Genomic DNA, 19,556 nt, shown 5'->3' on the forward strand with positions numbered 1-19,556 from the left:
TCGTTAGGAAATGTTAAAAAGCACAATCGATAAGGCAACTGATTTCGAAAAAAGATTCGAAAATATAAATACGGTTATGTTTGAGGATTCTCAAGTAGCCTCTAAAGCCGTTGCTAAAGAAATAGCAGATCTTATTAAGGTTAAACAATCCCAAAAACAACCCTGTATTTTAGGATTGGCAACAGGTTCCTCACCAAAAGGACTGTATGCCGAATTAGTACGACTGCACAAAGAAAAAGGTCTAAGTTTTAAAAATGTGGTGACTTTCAATTTGGATGAGTACTATCCTATGGAGCCAGATGCTGTGAACAGCTATGTGCGTTTTATGAAGAAAATGTTGTTTGATCAAGTAGACATTCTTCCTGAAAACTGCTATATCCCAGACGGTACACTTCCTAAAGATAAAATTGCCAGTTACTGTAGTGATTACGAAAAGAAAATTGAGGCGCTTGGCGGCATCGATCTTCAAATCTTGGGTATTGGTGGTAACGGACATATTGGATTTAATGAATCGGGATCTTTACAGAACTCGAAAACGCGTTTAGTGGCCTTGGATCATATTACACGAGTTGCGGCAAGTAAAGATTTTGCCGGTTTGTCCAACACGCCGAGAACTGCTATTACTTTAGGAGTTAAAAAGATTATGGAAGCTAAGCGTGTCATCCTTTTGGCTTGGGGCGAAAGTAAAGCGGCCATTATCAAAACAGCGTCGGAAGGCCAAGTGACCAATCAAGTACCGGCCTCCTTTCTGCAAGAGCATAATAATGTCACGTTTGTAATCGATAAAGAAGCGGCTTCAAAACTGACCCGTGTGAATGCACCGTGGTTGGTTGAAAAAGTAGTTTGGACGGATAGATTGATACGTAAAGCAGTTTTAGGGCTGGCAATGCATCTTAACAAGCCTATTTTAATGCTGACTGATGCGGATTATATTGAGAACGGGATGAGTGATCTTTTGGCAGAGTTTGGTCAAGCGTATGATATTAATATCAAAATTTTCAACAAACTACAACATACTATTACCGGTTGGCCAGGTGGGAAACCCAATGCTGATGATTCCCATAGACCTGAAAGAGCCGAACCAGGTAAAAAACGCGTTTTAATTTTCAGTCCGCATCCTGATGACGATATTATCAGTATGGGTGGCACTTTTAAAAGACTCCACGAGCAAGGTCATGAAGTACACGTTGCCTATCAAACCTCTGGAAACATTGCCGTTGCCGATGAAGAAGCCTTGCGTTTTGCAAACTTTGTCATTGATTACAATGAAAAGTTTGAAATCAAAAGTGATGCCACCGAGAAAATTTATAAAAAGGTAGTGAAGTCCCTTATTGACAAAAAACCGAGTGAAATTGATATTCCTGAAGCACGTTATATCAAAGGATTGATCAGAAAAGGAGAGGCAAGAGCAACGAGCCATTTTGTTGGGCTGAAAGACTCACATATCCATTTTATGGAAATGCCCTTTTATGATACGGGAACTATTGATAAACACCCTTTAGGCGAAGAAGATATTCAAATGACGGTTGATTTGATTGACAGCATAAAACCACATCAAATTTATGCCGCAGGAGATTTGGCTGACCCCCATGGAACACATAAGGTGTGTTTGGACGCTGTATTTGAAGCAGTGAGAAGATTGAAGGAAAAACCATATATGAAAAATTGCTGGGTTTGGCTTTATAGAGGCGCTTGGCAAGAATGGGGCATCGACGAAATTGAAATGGCTGTACCAATGAGTCCAGATCAAGTATTGGAAAAACGTCATGGCATTTTTAAGCACCAATCACAAAAAGATGGTGTGGTATTTCAAGGAACAGATGCGCGGGAATTTTGGCAACGTGCAGAAGATAGAAATAAAGAAACCGCAGGACTTTATGATCAATTGGGCTTAGCACATTACGCTGCGATGGAAGCCTTTGTAAGATGGCATTTTTAATAGCAAGTAACTTGTATATAAGATAGGGTCTGTCACATCATGCCGTGACAGACTCCTTCTAAAGGGAGGCATGGATTAATTAAAAGAGAAGAACTATGATGGAAGTAACCATGAAAACCTTGTCGCAAATGAGTGGCTATTCTGTGTCAACGGTATCCAAGGCATTGCGGGACAAAAAAGATATTAGTATCAAAACAAGACAGATTATAAAGGAGCTGGCAGAGAGTTATGACTTTGTGCCCAACAACTCAGCCATTGCCTTAAGATCTCAGAAAAGTAATACCATTGCCGTTATTGTACCTCAAATTGACTCGATGATTTACGGCAGTATGTTGCACAGTATCCAAATGGAAGCCTATAAACAAGGCTATCGCGTGGTAGTGCAACAATATTTAAATTACGAAAATGGCGAAATTGAGTGTTTGAAGAGCCTAAGGAATGGTGGCATTGACGGTGTTATTGTTATTGGAACTTCAACAAGATTGGAAGCCCTTAAACAAAGCACCGATGATCAATTTTTTCCGACCATTATTAAAATTGTTGAGGATTTAACATTGAAAGCTCAGGATTATAAGCTTTTTGGAAATAACATCATCACCTCCTTGTTTTCAAAAATAAACAGAAATGATGACATGCGATTAAATGTCGTTTAAATTGCCTATAAATGCTGCTTTGACTGAGATTGCCGCAGGTAGTCATTATATTTCTCTAGAGTAAAAAAGATATTGAAGATGGTAAATAGGACAGATTTAATGGATACAAACCAACACCTTTGGTTTTTGGAGATGAGTTTTCCGTGTTCTAATAACTACGATCAATTCATCAATTGGTTACGAACAGAATTTTATTTTTTTCAACAGGACAATGGGGCGTTTTTGACGATTTATTTCCCAAACGGACATGTCAAGATCGAAAAAATACTGAAGCAGGATAACCTGTTTATTTCTGAGATTACCGTTGAAAGTAAATGTCGAAAATTCGGTTTAAAAATGCGAAAAAACCTTTCAGCTTTTCTAGATTATATAGAACGTTATCATAGACTTAGTGAGCTTAAATATTAAGCTTTCCATTTTACAAAACATAGTAAAACCTATTGATTATTTATTTATAGGTTTTTTTTGAATTTAAAACTAGATATATCTCTTTAGTTCATATAGGCTATATAAATTGAAAGTCTTAAATTTACTTACTTGCCCATTTTAGATTCATTATCCTCGATGCAAAGAACTACACTAACCATAATCTTATTAGCAGTTTATGTCATCGCCATAATTGGCATAGGGTTATGGAACAGGAAAAATGAAAACAGCGAAGACTATTTTTTAGCTTCTCGCAAATTACCTGCATGGTTGCTGGCCATCACATTTATCGCGTCATGGTGGGGTGGAGGTTCTGCTATTGATTTGGTGGATCATGCGCACAAAAATGGATTGAGCTCTTTTTGGATCTATGGCGTACCAGTTTTAATCGCTACAGCCTTGATGTATTTGTTTTCTAAAGGTATAAGAAACGTCGGAACTATTTCGCAACCTGAGCTTATGAGTCAGCGATATAATGACAAGGTGGCTTTAATGCTGACCATATTCATCATTATTTTTATGGTCATTGCCTCAGCCGTTCAGGTCATTGTGATGGGACGGTTTTTTCATGCCTTCTTTGACATGGGTTACGAGAATGGCGCCATTTTAGGAACCATGATAGTGCTTACCTATTCCATGTTTGGCGGATTTAAAGGGGTGGTGTTAACCGATTTGTTACAGTTCGTTTTCTTTTTATTCACGGCGCTATTTTTGTTTTTTCTTGCCTATTCCCAATCTGGCGGATTGGAAGTTGTTAAGATAAATGCGATGGCCAATGCTAAGGACGGCTATACCTCTTTTTTTTCCAACGTAGCCGATAACTTGGCCTATGTGATTACTTTCGGGACGTCTTGGATGATTCAAGCTAATATTTGGCAACGCATCTCAGCCGCAAAACAGGGTTCAGACGCAAAAAAAATGATGTTCATTAGTTTCTTGGCGTTCATTCCATTGTATCTGATGGTGACCTATACTGGAATGTTCAGTTCAGTAATCTATGAAACTGTACCAGAAACTGGAATTATTCCAGATATGGTCAGTAACCTCAGTAACCCATTGCTGAGTGCTATTTTGTTTGTTGGATTATGTTCGGCAATTATGTCCACGATGGATTCGCTAATTAATACAGGAGCTTTATCAATAACTGTAGATGTGTTTCAAAAATACATAAAACCCCATGCCAAACCTAAAACAGGGGTTATAGTGGCCAGAATTGCAACGTTTGCCATGGCCGCCTTGGCGCTGTTTATGGCTCTAAAAATTCAGTCCGTACTTACAATTTCTTGGATCGCATCAGACTTTCTTACCAGTGGCGCTTTTGTACCCTTGGTTTTGGGCTTCCTATGGGCCAGAGGGACTTCTAAAGCGGCTTACGTGTCCATGATTTTTGGATTGCTGTTTTCTACTTATAATCTTATGGTGGCCTTGGAACTTGATCTGCCAGTGGCATGGGAAATAGCATCGGCTAAGCAAGCCATTATCGGTATTTCAATTTCCTTAATCATTTTTGTGGGTATTAGTCTGTTAGCCCCATCAGATACTGAAAAAAGTAGCCGATTTATCCGGAAAGCAAATGTATTTGGTCGGTACTAAGTCAATCGCACCCTCACTACTGAAATTTCAATAAACCGTGCAGTTGTTAACTTATTTTCAATTGCTATAGGTATATACATCAACACTTATTAATTTTATGGCGATATCATTAACTAGAAAACATGAAACATAGTTTGAAATTATTGAGCGCTACATTTATTTCTGTACTTTTTTTAACATGCGGAGGAAGCAAGCATCAAGGCGATGCCTTAACGCATTCCGGAAAATCGGCAATTGCCACCAATGGCATGGTGGTTACTGCGCATCCTGAAGCGACCAAAGTAGGCCTGGAAATTCTAAAACAGGGTGGAAATGCAGTTGATGCTATGGTAGGTGTTCATTTTGCTTTGGCAGTAGTGTTTCCAAATGCTGGGAATTTGGGAGGGGGCGGTTTTATGATGTATAGAAAACACGAAGGCGACGTGTTCTCTTTAGATTTTAGAGAGAAAGCGCCGGGCAATGCTTATGAAGATATGTATTTGGATGAGCTAGGCAATGTTATTGAAGGCGAAAGTTTATACGGTCAAAAGGCATCAGGTGTTCCAGGTTCGGTAGATGGGATCCTAAAGGCGCATGACAAGTTTGGTTCTTTGCCGCTGCCCACATTAATAGAACCAGCGGTTCAACTTGCAACGAAAGGGTTTTCCATTTCATCACAACAGGCTGGAAATTTCAATTATTATAAGGAAGATTTCATCAAAAATAACCGCCACCCAAACAAGGTCACTTTGATTAAGGAAAGTCCATGGAAAATGGGAGATATCTTGGTTCAAAAGGATTTATCAGAAACCTTAGAACGTATAAAACAGAACGGAAGGTCCGGGTTTTATGAAGGAAAAACGGCCGAGTTGATGGTTGCCGAAATGAACGCAGGAAATGGGATTATTACCTTGGAGGATCTCAAGAACTATGATTCCGCCTGGCGAGATCCAATCGCAGGGAATTTTAGGGGCTATAAAGTTTATAGTATGGCGCCTTCAAGTAGTGGAGGGATCGCATTGGTACAGCTTCTGAAGATGTCTGAACATTTTCCATTTTCGGAATATGGATCGAAATCTGCAAAAACCATTCATCTTATGACAGAAATGGAACGACGTGTCTATGCGGACAGAGCAACGCATTTGGGAGATTCTGATTTTTGGGAAGTACCAGTGAAAGAACTTTTGGATGATGATTATATCGCCGAAAGAGTTGCACAAATAAATCTATTGCAAGCCACTAAAAGTGAGGACGTACGAGCCATGGAACTCAAAAATAGTATTCAAAGTGAAGAAACGACACATTATTCCATTGTGGACAAATATGGCAACGCTATTTCCTTAACCACTACTATTAATGATTCCTATGGTTCTAAAGTTTTTGTAGAGGGCGCGGGGTTTTTATTGAATAATGAAATGGACGACTTTAGTGTTAAGGCGGGCGTACCAAATATGTACGGTTTATTGGGAGGTGCGGCAAATTCAATTCAACCGGAAAAACGAATGTTAAGTGCTATGACACCAACCCTTGTTGAAAGGGACGGAAAATTATTTATGGTTGTGGGGACGCCAGGAGGTTCGACTATAATTACTTCTGTTTTTCAAACCATAATCAATGTTATAGATCATGGAATGACTATGAGTGAAGCCGTTTCAGAGAAAAGATTTCACCATCAGTGGCAACCCGATTTGATTTATATAGAAAAGGGCGCTTTGGATAGTTCAGTGCAAAAGCAATTGCAAGACATGGGGCATATCATAAAAGAACGGGGTTCAATTGGACGGGTGGATGCCATCCTGGTAAGGCCTGATGGTTCATTTGAGGGGGCTGGAGACCCACGAGGTGATGATTGGGCAATGGGATTGGATTAGAAATGATCCGGCAAAGCAATACTTTTTTTGCATTTAAAGAGACGATATGACTAAAAAGTGCTATTTTCATAGCGATGAAATTACATTTATTAGACCGTAGCCATACCACTTCTGCTGTATCCGTCAGAAAAAATAGTTATGCCAATTTTCTCAAAATTTGGCACTACCATCCAGAATTGGAGTTGGTGGTTGTTCTGAAAAGTAAGGGTACCCGTTTTATTGGCGATAGCATTAAGAAATTTCAGCCCAAGGACGTGGTGCTCATTGGTAAGAATCTTCCGCACATGTGGTTAAATGATCCAAAGTACTTTCAGGACGATAAAACCTTAAGTGCTGAAGCTATTTCTATTCATTTTAAGGAAGACTTTTTAGGATCGTCCTTTCTTGAATTACCCGAGATAAAACCTATTGTCGATCTTTTTAAAAAAGCAGAACAGGGCATTCAATTTAGAGATGTTCCAAAATCGTTACGACAAGCAATTGTCAATCTGCATACAGAAACAGAATTCAATAAAACCCATATTTTCATTGGAGTATTACATCAATTGGCGATGCATGAAGACTTCAAATTGTTGTCAAGCTCCGGTTATGTGGCCTCATTGAAACTTGAAGAACCTAAATTGTCCAGCAAAGTGATTGCCTATATTTTTAAGAATTTTAATAAAAATATGGATCTCAATACAGTCGCAGAGATTGTCGAAATGAATCCCTCTGCATTCAGTAGGTCTTTTAAACGTGTACATCGGAAAACATTTTCAAAATATGTCAATGAAATCAGAATCGGTTATGCCTGCAAACTGCTCATGGAGAATGAATTAAACGTAGCGGCAATTGCCTACGAGTCTGGTTTCAATAATCTTTCAAATTTCAATAGACAGTTTAAAATTATTAAAAAAATGTCGCCTACAAGTTATTTGAAAAAACATAGTAATTATACAAATTACTCCTTGTAATGTTGCTGAATGCAAAAAAAGTATTAGTTGAGGTGGAATAATTAGTGGACTTTATACATTTCATTCTGTAGATTTGTGAGGTTATGAAATCATTACAGATTTTATACAGTCTCTTAAACACAACAAATCAAGAAATGAAAAAACCAATTACCATTACTGAAGTCTTGAGCAAAGACGTTCGTTTTCCTACAAGCGATGCCTTGGACGGTTCTGATGCCATGAATCCTGATCCGGATTATTCAGCAGCCTATGTGATTATAAAAACTGATCACCCGGAATATGAAGGACACGGCTTAACTTTTACAATTGGTCGTGGGAATGAACTCTGTGTCTCGGCAATTGAGTCGCTTTCCTATTTGATTATTGGAAAAACTTTGGAATCGTTTACTCAAAACATGGGGGATTTTTGGAAGATGATTACCGGCGATAGTCAATTACGCTGGTTGGGTCCTGAAAAAGGGGTGATTCATCTCGCCACGGGTGCCGTTGTAAATGCTGTTTGGGATTTATATGCGAAAGTTGAAGGCAAACCGCTCTGGAAACTAATTGCAGATATGACTCCTGAGGAATTTGTAAAGTGTATTGACTTTACCTATATCACTGATGCCATAACGCCTAAGGAGGCTTTGGAACTTCTTAAAAGCAATCAAGAAACAAAGCAAGAGCGTATTGATCATTTACTTAAAAACGGCTATCCTGCCTATACCACCTCTGCTGGTTGGTTGGGATATAGCGACGCTAAAATGCGTAAATTATGCCAAGAAGCTAAAGCCGATGGCTTTAAACATATGAAAATTAAAGTCGGATCTGATTTGCAGGATGATATGCGCCGCGCGCAAATTATCCGTGAAGAAATTGGGGACGATCTACAGTTAATGATGGATGCCAACCAAAAATGGGATGTGGATGAGGCGATAGAAAATATGGCAGCACTCAAAAAATTTAAGCCTTATTGGATTGAAGAACCTACAAGTCCTGACGATATTTTGGGGCATGCCAAAATTGCAAGGGCCGTAGCACCCATAAAAGTTGCCACCGGAGAACATTGCCAAAACCGTGTCATGTTCAAGCAGCTTATTATGGCAGATGCGCTTCAAATTTGCCAAATAGATAGCTGTCGTGTTGGTGGAGTCAATGAAATATTGGCTATCTTACTAATGGCGGCGAAATATAAGGTCCCCGTGTGTCCGCATGCTGGGGGTGTGGGATTATGCGAGTATGTCCAGCATTTATCCATGATCGATTATATTTGTGTGAGTGGCACTATGGAAGGCCGCATAATAGAATATGTCGATCATTTGCATGAACATTTCTTTGATCCTGTCATTATTAAAAATGGGGCCTACATGGCACCAAAGTTACCGGGTTATAGCATTACCATGAAACCGGAGTCGTTAGAGGAATACAGCTTTCCAAACGGAGAGGTTTGGGCTAAAAAATTAAAAAAAGCATAATTATGATATTCAGTTTGAAAGGAAAAACTGCCATTATCACTGGTGGCGGTAGCGGCATAGGTAAGGCAATTGCCGCCACATTTGCAAAGCAAGGCGCCCATGTGTGCATCTTAGATTTTAATGTAGATAATGGCAGGGCAACGGTTTCAGAAATTGAAAAGACCAAAGGTTCTGCCAGTTTTTACCAATGTGATGTGGCCAATCAAGAACAAATGGAAGGTGTTTTTAGTGAGATATCTAAAAATCACCGGATAGCTATTTTGGTAAATAACGCGGGCATTGCCCATGTTGGAAATATAGAAAACACGAATGTAGAGGATCTTGACCGTTTGTATAACGTGAATATTAAAGGAGTTTATAACGGCATGAAAGCTGCAATTCCATATTTCAAAAAACAGAAAGGTGGGGTGATTGTCAATATGGCATCTATTGCCTCGTGGGTAGGCATTGATGATCGGTTTGCCTATTCTATGACAAAAGGTGCTGTTTTGACCATGTCCTATTCGGTAGCCAAGGATTATGTTAATGACGGCATCAGGTGTAATACCATTTCTCCGGCACGCGTTCACACCCCTTTTGTGGACGGATTTATTGAAAAAAACTATCCTGATAACCAAGCGGAAATGTTTGAAAATCTCTCAAAAACACAGCCTATCGGACGTATGGGGAAGCCTGAAGAAATAGCAAATCTTGCCCTTTATTTGTGCAGCGATGAAGCCTCCTTTATTACTGGAACTGATTTTCCTATTGACGGTGGCTTTATTAAGTTGAATGGTTAGTCACATCTCAATCTTCCCAAAGGGAAGGAGATCAGACGGTAGTAAAAATGAATTACGGTTTACGACTATTAAAACAAATATTAAAAGGTAATGTGAAATGGTTTCCTCTCCATGTTTTAAAAGGAGATGCCGATAGGCAAAGGAGTTTTGGTTAGATTTATTTAATTAGCTCAACGGATATAAAAAATTACCAATCCCAATAAAACATAACAATAAAAATAAACAATACTTTAAAAATGAAACTCATAAGATTCGGCTCGGAAGGCCAAGAAAAACCAGGACTTCAATTAGAAAAGAAGCGTATAGATGTCAGCGCTTTTGGTGAAGATTTCGACGAAAAGTTCTTCGAATCCAACGGATTGCAACGCTTGGAAGAGTGGTTGAAAACCAACAAAGCAAATTGTCCTACGGTTGACGATACGGTGCGGTTGGGATCGCCCATTGGAAGACCTTCAAAATTGGTTTGTGTTGGTTTGAATTATGCGCAACATGCGGCTGAAACTGGTGCCAAAGTTCCTTCAGAACCGGTGTTGTTCTTTAAATCAACGACCGCCATAGTAGGGCCAAATGATAATGTCATCATACCGAAAAACAGTGAAAAAACAGATTGGGAAGTAGAATTGGCCATCGTTATCGGTAAGAAGGCGTCCTACATATCAGTAGAAGAAGCAGACGATTATATTGCAGGATATGTCTTGCATAATGATGTGTCTGAACGTGCTTTTCAAATTGAAAAAGAAGGCCAATGGTGTAAAGGAAAAGGTTGTGATACGTTTGCACCCTTAGGACCATTTATGGCGACAAAAGATGAAATAAAGGATGGAAATAATTTAAAACTGTGGTTAGATGTCAATGGCGAACGTTTGCAGGATTCTTCCACTTCAGATTTTATTTTTAATATCCAACACTGTGTATCCTACATCAGCCAATTTATGACTTTGTTGCCAGGCGATGTGATTTCGACAGGAACTCCTTTTGGGGTTGGATTAGGATTTCAACCACCGCGATATTTAAAGCCCGGAGACGTGATGCGTTTAGGAATTGAAGGTTTAGGCGTTCAAGAACAAACAGCAGTAGCTTACAAATAAAATGCGAATCGATACCCATCAACATTTTTGGAGATTTGATCCGCAAAGAGATGCTTGGATTAGTGAGGACATGTCGGTAATCCAACGCAATTTCTTGCCTGAAGACTTACAGCCTGTATTGCAAAAACATCAATTTGATGGGTGTATTGCCGTGCAAGCGGATACGTCAGAAGAAGAGACCAAATTTTTATTGGAGTTGGCAGATCAGCATCTTTTTATCAAAGGTGTTGTGGGGTGGTTGGATTTGTGCAGTGATGCTATTGATGAGCTTTTAGAACATTATTCAAAATTTAAAAAGCTAAAAGGATTAAGACATATTGTTCAAGCAGAACCGGATGGCTTTCTACTTCGGAAGGATTTTCAACGAGGCATTGCAGCCTTAGAAACACTTCATTTGACCTATGATATCTTGATTTTTCCGCATCAATTGGAAGAAGCGATTACATTGGTCGAATCATTTCCGAATCAAAGATTCATTCTTGATCATTGTGCGAAACCATATATTAAAGATGCAAAAATAAAGATTTGGCAACAGCACATTGTAAAACTGGCAAAGTTTGAAAATGTAGCCTGTAAAGTATCGGGATTAACTACAGAAGCAGATTGGAACCATTGGGATGCCAATACAATGCAGCCTTATTTGGATGTGGTGTTTAATGCCTTTGGAACAAAAAGAACACTTTTTGGCAGCGATTGGCCCGTCAGTTTATTGGCTGGGAGTTATGCGGAAACGATCATGCTTATCGAAGATTATATTTCGAAATTTTCAACAACCGAACAGCAACAAATTATGGGTCTTAACGCAAAGGCCTGGTACCATTTAAAAGATTAAAACTATGGATTTAAAACTGAAGGATAAAGTAATTATTGTCACAGGAGGTTCAAAAGGTATCGGTAACGGTATTTCTAAGGTATTAGCTAATGAAGGCGCTATTCCCGTGATTATTGGGAGAACTGAATCTGATGTTTTAGACGCTGTAGAGGGCATAAAGAACATTGGAGGAAAAGCATTTCACGCCATTGCGGAATTGACCAATAAGGAGGCCTGTAAACTTGCAGTTGAAAGCGTTATTAAGAAATTTGGCCGTATTGATGGCTTGGTAAACAACGCTGGGGTTAATGATGGAGTAGGGCTTGAATCTGGTAATTATGATGATTTCATGATTTCCATCCAGCGCAACGTGGCACATTATTATGCCATGGCACATTACGTGTTACCCGAACTTAAAAAGTCAAAAGGCGCCATCGTCAATATTGGTTCCAAGACTTCGGTAACCGGTCAAGGTGGCACTTCGGGTTACGCTGCATCTAACGGTGCCAGAAACGCACTGACAAGAGAATGGGCATTGGAATTACTGCCGTATAGAATTCGTGTCAATGCCGTAATTGTGGCGGAATGTGACACGCCGCAATATTCCAAATGGCTGAAAACCTTTCCAAATCCGGAAGAACGTTTGGCAGAAATCACAAAAAATATTCCTTTAGAAAACCGAATGACCACCACCACCGAAATCGCCAATACCGTCGTGTTTTTGTTATCTGAAGTTTCAAGCCATACCACCGGACAACTCCTATTTGTTGATGGGGGTTATACTCATTTAGACCGCTCTTTATAAGATGAAAAATGCCTTAAAACATCCCATCGTTTCCCGAAACATAGTCCTACCATTTATATTGATTACCTCCTTATTTGCACTTTGGGGAATAGCTAATGATTTAACCAATCCGATGGTTTCGGCATTTAAAAAAGTAATGCCTGAGCTTTCCAATACGCAAGCGTCATTGGTGCAGTTCGCCTTTTATTTTGGATATTTCTTTATGGCATTGCCGGCAGCATTGTTTATTAGGAAATACAGTTATAAATCTGGAATTCTTGTAGGTTTATCGCTTTATGCCATTGGCGCATTTTTGTTTTTTCCAGCAGCGAAGTTTGAAACTTTTAATTACTTTTTGATTTCTCTTTGGGTAATGACCTGCGGATTGGCATTCTTGGAAACCACTTCAAATCCGCTAATTTTAGCATTGGGACCAAAAGAAACGGCCACACAACGCCTCAATTTGGCCCAGGCTTTTAACCCGATAGGTTCCTTAACGGGAATGATCATCGCACAGGTTTTTATTATTGATGCGTTGCGGTCAGTAGAGTTTTCTGAAGAAACGTATCAGGCACTTTCTACGGTAGAAAAAGCTGCTATTCGGGAAAATGATTTAAGTGTTATCAGTGTGCCGTACATTGCATTGGGCGTTTTAGTTTTGATAATAATGGTGGCTATCATGGCCGTGAAATTTCCGAGGGTAGAGGCACATTCAAAAATAGCGCTATCAAAAACGTTTAAAATATTAGTCAAAAATAAAACCTATGTTACCGGAGTTGTGGCTCAAATGTTTTATGTAGGTGCACAAATTATGTGCTGGACCTTCATTTTTCAATATGTTGATAATCTGAATGCGGCCTTACCTGCTGAAGAACAACTTACAGCAACGTGGTTTAATGTGGGTGCGATGCTGTTGTTCCTTTCTGGAAGATGGTTGGGCACCATATCAATGAAGCGTGTGAGTCCTTCAAAATTATTGTTCGTATTTGGAATTGGAGGTGTTATAACCACGATGATTACGATATTTATTGGTGGACATATCGGTTTGTATAGTTTGGTAGCCACCTCGCTTTTTATGAGTATTATGTTTCCAACCATTTATGGAATTGCATTAAATAATATGGGCGACGAAGCTAAAATTGGCTCTGCAGGTCTGGTCATGGCCATTGTTGGTGGTGCCTTATTGCCGGTATTACAAGGGAGTATATTAGATATTGGTGGACCTGGATTTAATGACAAAGAAATATTGGGTTATATACCTGAAGTTAATTTTTCGTTTATCCTACCTTTAATTTGTTTGGCCGTAGTGGCCCTTTTTGGATATAAAACTATGAAGAATGAAAACGCATAGACACTGTTTTGCACTTGATTTGATCAATGACGCCGAATTGATCGCGGCTTATAAAAATCATCATGATTCAGTATGGCCGGAAATTGTTGAGAGCATTAAGGAAAGCGGGATCATTGCTTTGGAAATTTATTTGGTTGAAAACCGACTTTTCATGATCATGGAGGTTAACGATTCGTTTTCTTTTGAAAAGAAAAATACCCTGGATGCCAATAACCCAAAAGTACAAGAATGGGAAACCTTGATGTGGAAGTATCAAAAAGCATTGCCTACCGCAGAACAGGATGAAAAATGGAAGTTAATGGACCAGATATTTCAATTAAAAGCATAATATAACGTCATGGAGCTAAAAATAAATCCTAAATATCCTTCGGTAACCGACTTAAGAAAACGGGCTATGGTAAAAATGCCAAAGTTTGCATTTGATTATTTAGATGGTGGGTGTAATGAGGATATCAACTTAGATAAAAATCGTTTTGACCTTCAGAAAGTAGAGTTAATGCCACAATATCTATCAAAATTTGATAAGTCCGACACGCGCACTGAATTGTTTGGCCATACGTATGATGCGCCATTTGGAATTGCTCCTGTTGGTTTGCAAGGTTTAATGTGGCCAAACTCTCCAGAAATCCTGGCCAAAGCGGCTTTTGATCACAACATCCCGTTTATACTAAGTACGGTGACCACTTCTAGTATAGAGCGAATTGCAGAAATAACCGAAGGGAAATCCTGGTTTCAATTGTACCATCCAGCGGATGAAAAAGTGAAACGGGATTTGTTGGATAGAGCCGCCAATGCCGGAACGGGTGTTTTAGTCATTTTAGCCGATGTTCCCACTTTTGGGTATCGACCTCGCGATGTGCGCAACGGACTGGCCATGCCACCAACCATGAGCCTCAAGAATATTCTTGAAGTTTTTACCAAACCAGATTGGGCCATCCAAACCTTGATCCATGGGCAACCCGGTTTTAAAACGATGGAAGCCTATATGCCTAAAGGTTTAAATTTGAAGAGGTTGGGAGAGTTTATGGATGTGACCTTTTCAGGGCGTTTAAATGAAGACAGAATTGCGTCTCTAAGAGACCAATGGAAAGGCAAACTGGTTATTAAAGGGGTTGTGAGTGAAGAAGACACACAGAAAGCGATTGATTTAGGCATCGACGGATTGATTGTTTCCAACCATGGTGGGCGTCAATTGGATGCGGGTCAATCTACAATAGTTCCTATGACCCATTTGGCCGAAAAATTCAAAGGTCAAATAAAAATAATGGTCGATTCAGGTTTGCGCGGTGGGCCGGATATTGCAAGAGCCATGGCCAGTGGCGCCGAGTTCACATTTATGGGACGAAGTTTTATGTATGGCGTTGGTGCTTTGGGGAAAGAAGGTGGCAACCATACCATATCGTTGATGAAAACCGAGTTTCAGCAAGTTATGGATCAGATTTGTTGTGAAAAAATTGAAGATCTACCTCAGTTTTTAATCAAATAATTTCTGCAAATTTTATCATTATTTTTTGATTCTTACGATCACTTTAGGATGTTGACCCACTAATAGCCTTTCGCAAGATCAACAACGTCCACAAGTTTATCACCACTTTTCATAGCATTGTAATTGTCTAGTATTTTTTTGATGGCCGATTCAGGAAGCACACTTCCTGCGGTATGGGGTGTTATCGTAATCTGTTTGTTTTTCCAAAAAGAATGCTCCTCGGGCAAAGGTTCATCTTGGAAAACATCTAAAGCGGCACCGGAAAGTTGTCCGCTTTCAATTGCCATTAACAACTCTTCTTCTGCAAGTTGTGGCCCTCTTCCAACGTTGATCAAATAAGCGCCTTTTGGAAGTTGATTAAAAACTTCAGTGTTTAAAATGCCTTCTGTTTCTTTGGTCAGAGGCAAGATGCAGACCAAGACATCTGCTGTTTCAAGAAACGCTTTTCTTTGTTTCTCTCCGTGAAACGTTGTAATTTGGTCTATGTTTTTTTCTGATCGTGACCATCCTGTTACCTTAAAATTATTTTTCAGCATGACCTTGCCGATGGTCGTTCCAATGGCTCCAATGCCCATGATCCCAATAGTTGTATCTTCCGGACGCAGGTAGGGGCAAGACTGCCATATTCGCTGGTCTTGTTGTTGAAAATAGATGGGTAACCGTCTCATATAACTTAAGGTCAAAGTCAAGACAAAATCAGCCATGTCGTCATGATGTTGCGGGTCATTAACTTTGGTAACGCTCACATCATTCGGAATCTTATGATTGTTTGTGATGTGATTAATTCCAGCGGCCATCGAGGCAATAACTTTCAGGTTGGGGTAATTTACAAAAGCATTTTCAGGAGGACCGAATGTTAAGACAAATTGAGTCTTTTTTCTTTCGGTATCATTGGGGTAGACTTCAACCACCATATGTGGCGCCTCATTCTTTATCGCCTTTGTCCAGTCCCGGACAATCTTTTCATCAGCGCATATAATAACTATTTTGTCAGTTTTTTCCATACTTATTGGATCTCTATGACTTACAAATGTCAGCAAAAACGCAATAAAAATCCCTATTTAGGAGTAGAATTATGTGTCGTGTAGAAATTGCATGCGTTTTTTTATAACTTTATTGTTGGTATCTTAAACTTGGAAGATGAGCTTTTATCCATGTCGAAACCTCGAGGTTATGTGTGATTGAAGTACAATTTTTTTGTGGATTTTTTATTGAGCAATCAAACCTTAAATTCTGCCCACAACGGATAATGATCAGAAATGAGCCAAGACAGACTTTGTTTGGTGAGCTTTCGATTGGCAAGCGCATAAGGTACAAAGTCATAATTGCCACCATCCAAAAACTCCATTGATAATCTTGGTCCGCTGCCTTGGCTATTAAACCAAGCAATTTGATCGTAGAATTTTGTCGATTTAAAGATGGAACGTGTAACGTCTTCACTCTGAAGTTGGGGCGGAATATATAGGCCTTCTGAAAGGAAAGTTTCTTCTAGCAAATCACCACGAGCATCGATATTAAAATCGCCCAAAGCGATAAAATCTTGATGGTATGCATTAATACTTCCTGCCCAACTTTTAAGCCATTTAGCAATACCCCGTAATTCTTCTATTCGATTATCTGCACTTTTGCCGTAAAGTATGTGTAGGGTGACCAGGATAAACGTGTGCTGGTTTGATTGAAAGCTCACGGCGTACGGAGATCTTACAAATTGTTTAGATAAGGCATGTTCTCCAATCTGATCTTCCCATTCCTCGGGTACCACCAATTCACCTGCCAAGCCTGATAAATGCACACGTCTGGTATCGAATAAATAAGCCATTCGTTCGCCATTGCCCACTTTACCTTTGTTGACATCGGTGAGAATGAAAGACCAGTTCTTACCCAATACCTTTAAAGTGTCCCTTAGGGCTCTAATATTATCCTTCACTTCTTGAATGGCAATAACGTCAAAACGACTTATAATTTGAGCAATGCATAAAATAGAATGTAAATCACGTTTGGGAGAATCACCATCAACAGAGTCCCACTTACGTGTTAAGTTTCCAAAAGCACGAATATTCCAAGTCGCAATTAACAGGTTTTTATCCAATTTTTTAGATGGGATTTTAGCGTCTAAATCTGCTTTTAACAAATTCAAATTGTTTTGCACCTCAGAAGGCGGTATGTCAGTAATGGAAATCATATTTTAAATATAGTGAATTATAGCTTTATAATTTTGAAAGCATCCATATAATGAGAGGTTTACGGGTTTGTATGAGCTTTGCAAAGTGTACTCACTTAAAAATGATTAGAGTCTGAGAAAGTTAAATAAAAGAACTTAAAAACCGCCTGAGATATTGGTATTGTTGTAAAACTCATTATCTTAGTTCACTTGTTTAAAAGTATAGAATCTTACCGCTTTAAAAGAAAAAAATAACTGTTTATGATTGGAATTGTTGGAGGCATAGGTCCCTATGCCGGGATTGATCTTTTAAAGACTATTTATGATAACACCTTGGCGAAGAAAGATCAAGACCATCTTGATACCTTGCTATTTTCTTTGCCTTCCAAAATCATGGATAGAACCGAATATCTCTTGGGCATGATAGATGAAAATCCAGGATATTCAATTGCAAAAATTATTTTGGATTTAGAAAAATCTGGCGCTACAGTTATTGGAATACCTTGTAATACAGCACATTCCTCTGAGATATTTGCTGTAGTTACAGAAGCATTATATAAGCAGGGAAGTCAAATAAAAGTGCTTCATATGATCAATGAAACGGTCGATTTCATAAAAATTAAGTTTCCTCATTTTTCGAGAATTGGGGTACTATCCACTACTGGCACCTACAAGCATAAAATTTATTCAAATGTCTTAAAAAGCAATGGTTTTACAGTAATTCAACCAACTTTGCAGATGCAAGAAGAATTTGTGCATCCTGCAATTTATCACTCAGATTATGGTATAAAATCGAATTCTAATCCATTTCATCCACAAGCAAAGGAAAACTTAGATCACGCAATGGCTTATTTGAAGGAAAAAGGTGCAGAAGCTGTTATTTTAGGTTGTACTGAAATACCATTGGTAGTTACCACTGAACAAGTTCATGGGATGATGGTCATAAATCCTACCAATGTTTTGGCTAGAAAATTAATTCAACATATAGATCCGGCGAAACTAAAACCCTAAGAACGCATGACAAAAATTATAATGGTAGTATTGCTTTTAATTGGCATTCCGTTTCACAATAGTGCTCAAGAGAGACAGAGAGCTCGAGAATTGGGTATTAAGCCTGGGATTTTGACACCTGGTAAATACAACGCTATAACTGATGTTGCAGGTGTGTCTGTGGGCCAAAAAACCTTGAACATTGGAGATTCCATTCGAACGGGAGTCACTGTTATTTTACCACATCAAGGTAATTTGTTCAGAGAGAAAGTGCCAGCGGGTATTTTTGTAGGCAATGGTTTTGGAAAGTCGATTGGAACCACCCAAATTGTGGAATTAGGAAATATTGAATCGCCGATAGCCTTAACGAACACATTAAATGCTTTCTTGGTGGCAAATTCACTGATTGACTACACCTTAAGTATTCCTGAAAATTCAAGTATAAGATCCGTCAATCCAATAGTTGGAGAAACGAATGATGGCTGGTTAAACGATATTAGAGGACGTCATGTCACCACTTCTGATGTTTTGGAGGCCATCAATACGGCTTCAACCAAAGAAGTTTTGGAAGGAAATGAGGGCGCTGGTACTGGCACGAATACACTTGGTTTTAAAGGCGGCATTGGAACATCATCACGGGTACTCCCCAAAGAAAAAGGAGGCTATACTGTAGGCGTATTGGTTCAGACAAATTTTGGAGGCATATTGAGAATCAACGGCGCTCCCGTTGGAAAAGAATTGAACAATTATTATATGGCCAATGACGTCCCGTATATTGTGGATGGCTCCTGTATGATTATTATTGCAACGGACGCTCCACTTTCCAGTAGAAACTTAGAGCGCTTGGCACGACGCTCTTTTTTAGCATTTGGTGCAGTAGGTTCGTTCTCGTCAAATGGAAGCGGGGATTACAGTATTGCCTTTAGCACCCATAAAGATACCAGAATACCCCATGATGCGAAGACCATTGAAATAAATACGCCCGAAGTTTTAAATGACTTTATGTCGCCCTTGTTCTTGGCAGCATTGGAAGCCACTGAAGAAGCCATTTACAATTCAATGTTTATGGCTGAAGATATCGTAGGACAAAAAGGAAGGGAAATGAAGGCATTACCAATAAAGGAAACATTAAAAATATTGGACAAATACAAGGCCCGGAATAAATAGTGCTGACAATCGTAAAGCACAATTGTTTTCATGACGTTGGCCAAAAGAGTAAAAGCAAGTTTAATACCCAG

General features: G+C 39.2%; 17 protein-coding genes. 15 read left to right on the forward strand and 2 right to left on the reverse strand.

Annotated features, from left to right (window positions below; all coding sequences use genetic code 11):
- Positions 1–10 precede the first annotated feature (10 nt).
- The 13 genes from nagB to G525_RS0106555 all read left to right on the forward strand — a co-directional run bounded on the left by nagB (position 11) and on the right by G525_RS0106555 (position 15,167).
- Positions 11–1,939 (forward strand): glucosamine-6-phosphate deaminase, encoded by a 1,929-nt coding sequence (nagB, locus tag G525_RS0106490; protein WP_027125434.1) that lies wholly within the window; start codon positions 11–13, stop codon positions 1,937–1,939.
- Between the two features lie 95 nt (positions 1,940–2,034).
- Complete coding sequence (locus G525_RS20455; RefSeq protein ID WP_051209831.1) at positions 2,035–2,592, forward strand: LacI family DNA-binding transcriptional regulator; 558 nt, start codon at positions 2,035–2,037, stop codon at positions 2,590–2,592.
- A 564-nt stretch (positions 2,593–3,156) separates the two neighbouring features.
- A complete protein-coding gene (locus tag G525_RS0106505; protein WP_027125436.1) occupies positions 3,157–4,611 on the forward strand; it encodes a sodium:solute symporter family protein in 1,455 nt (484 codons plus the stop codon).
- Between the two features lie 122 nt (positions 4,612–4,733).
- Entirely contained in the window at positions 4,734–6,461 is a 1,728-nt protein-coding gene (gene ggt / locus G525_RS0106510; RefSeq protein ID WP_027125437.1) for a gamma-glutamyltransferase, read from the forward strand.
- A gap of 74 nt (positions 6,462–6,535) precedes the next feature.
- The gene (locus G525_RS0106515; protein WP_027125438.1) at positions 6,536–7,414 is read left to right on the forward strand and encodes an AraC family transcriptional regulator; all 879 of its coding nucleotides are present in this window, start codon (positions 6,536–6,538) and stop codon (positions 7,412–7,414) included.
- Between the two features lie 134 nt (positions 7,415–7,548).
- Positions 7,549–8,868: an L-fuconate dehydratase gene (locus G525_RS0106520; protein ID WP_027125439.1), complete on the forward strand. Its 1,320-nt coding sequence runs from the start codon at positions 7,549–7,551 to the stop codon at positions 8,866–8,868.
- A 2-nt stretch (positions 8,869–8,870) separates the two neighbouring features.
- On the forward strand, positions 8,871–9,647 hold the full coding sequence (locus tag G525_RS0106525; RefSeq protein WP_027125440.1) for an SDR family NAD(P)-dependent oxidoreductase: 777 nt from the start codon (positions 8,871–8,873) through the stop codon (positions 9,645–9,647).
- 236 nt (positions 9,648–9,883) lie between these two features.
- On the forward strand, positions 9,884–10,735 hold the full coding sequence (locus G525_RS0106530; RefSeq protein WP_027125441.1) for a fumarylacetoacetate hydrolase family protein: 852 nt from the start codon (positions 9,884–9,886) through the stop codon (positions 10,733–10,735).
- Between the two features lies 1 nt (position 10,736).
- Positions 10,737–11,567 carry an amidohydrolase family protein gene (locus G525_RS0106535; protein ID WP_027125442.1) on the forward strand — a complete coding sequence of 277 codons (831 nt, stop codon included), beginning with the start codon at positions 10,737–10,739 and terminating at the stop codon, positions 11,565–11,567.
- A gap of 4 nt (positions 11,568–11,571) precedes the next feature.
- Positions 11,572–12,351, forward strand: coding sequence for an L-fucose dehydrogenase (locus G525_RS0106540; protein ID WP_027125443.1), 780 nt, complete (start codon positions 11,572–11,574; stop codon positions 12,349–12,351).
- 1 nt (position 12,352) lies between these two features.
- Positions 12,353–13,681, forward strand: a complete 1,329-nt coding sequence (fucP, locus tag G525_RS0106545) for an L-fucose:H+ symporter permease (RefSeq protein ID WP_027125444.1) — start codon at positions 12,353–12,355, stop codon at positions 13,679–13,681.
- Positions 13,668–14,009, forward strand: a complete 342-nt coding sequence (locus G525_RS0106550) for an L-rhamnose mutarotase (RefSeq protein WP_027125445.1) — start codon at positions 13,668–13,670, stop codon at positions 14,007–14,009. Before fucP ends, G525_RS0106550 begins: the two co-directional genes overlap by 14 nt.
- A gap of 9 nt (positions 14,010–14,018) precedes the next feature.
- Positions 14,019–15,167 (forward strand): alpha-hydroxy acid oxidase, encoded by a 1,149-nt coding sequence (locus G525_RS0106555; protein WP_027125446.1) that lies wholly within the window; start codon positions 14,019–14,021, stop codon positions 15,165–15,167.
- Between the two features lie 59 nt (positions 15,168–15,226).
- Here G525_RS0106555 and G525_RS0106560 read toward each other — a convergent pair whose 3' ends face one another.
- Positions 15,227–16,171, reverse strand: coding sequence for a 2-hydroxyacid dehydrogenase (locus G525_RS0106560; protein WP_035479177.1), 945 nt, complete (start codon positions 16,169–16,171; stop codon positions 15,227–15,229).
- A gap of 215 nt (positions 16,172–16,386) precedes the next feature.
- Complete coding sequence (locus G525_RS0106565) at positions 16,387–17,349, reverse strand: endonuclease/exonuclease/phosphatase family protein (protein WP_027125448.1); 963 nt, start codon at positions 17,347–17,349, stop codon at positions 16,387–16,389.
- Between the two features lie 240 nt (positions 17,350–17,589).
- Between G525_RS0106565 and G525_RS0106570 the strand changes: the two genes are divergently transcribed.
- Both G525_RS0106570 and G525_RS0106575 read left to right on the forward strand, forming a co-directional pair.
- A complete protein-coding gene (locus G525_RS0106570) occupies positions 17,590–18,339 on the forward strand; it encodes an aspartate/glutamate racemase family protein (protein WP_027125449.1) in 750 nt (249 codons plus the stop codon).
- 6 nt (positions 18,340–18,345) lie between these two features.
- Entirely contained in the window at positions 18,346–19,485 is a 1,140-nt protein-coding gene (locus G525_RS0106575) for a DmpA family aminopeptidase (RefSeq protein ID WP_027125450.1), read from the forward strand.
- The last annotated feature ends 71 nt before the right edge of the window (positions 19,486–19,556 follow it).

Origin of the sequence: Gelidibacter mesophilus DSM 14095, assembly GCF_000423005.1 — a bacterium.
Taxonomy (GTDB): domain Bacteria; phylum Bacteroidota; class Bacteroidia; order Flavobacteriales; family Flavobacteriaceae; genus Gelidibacter; species Gelidibacter mesophilus.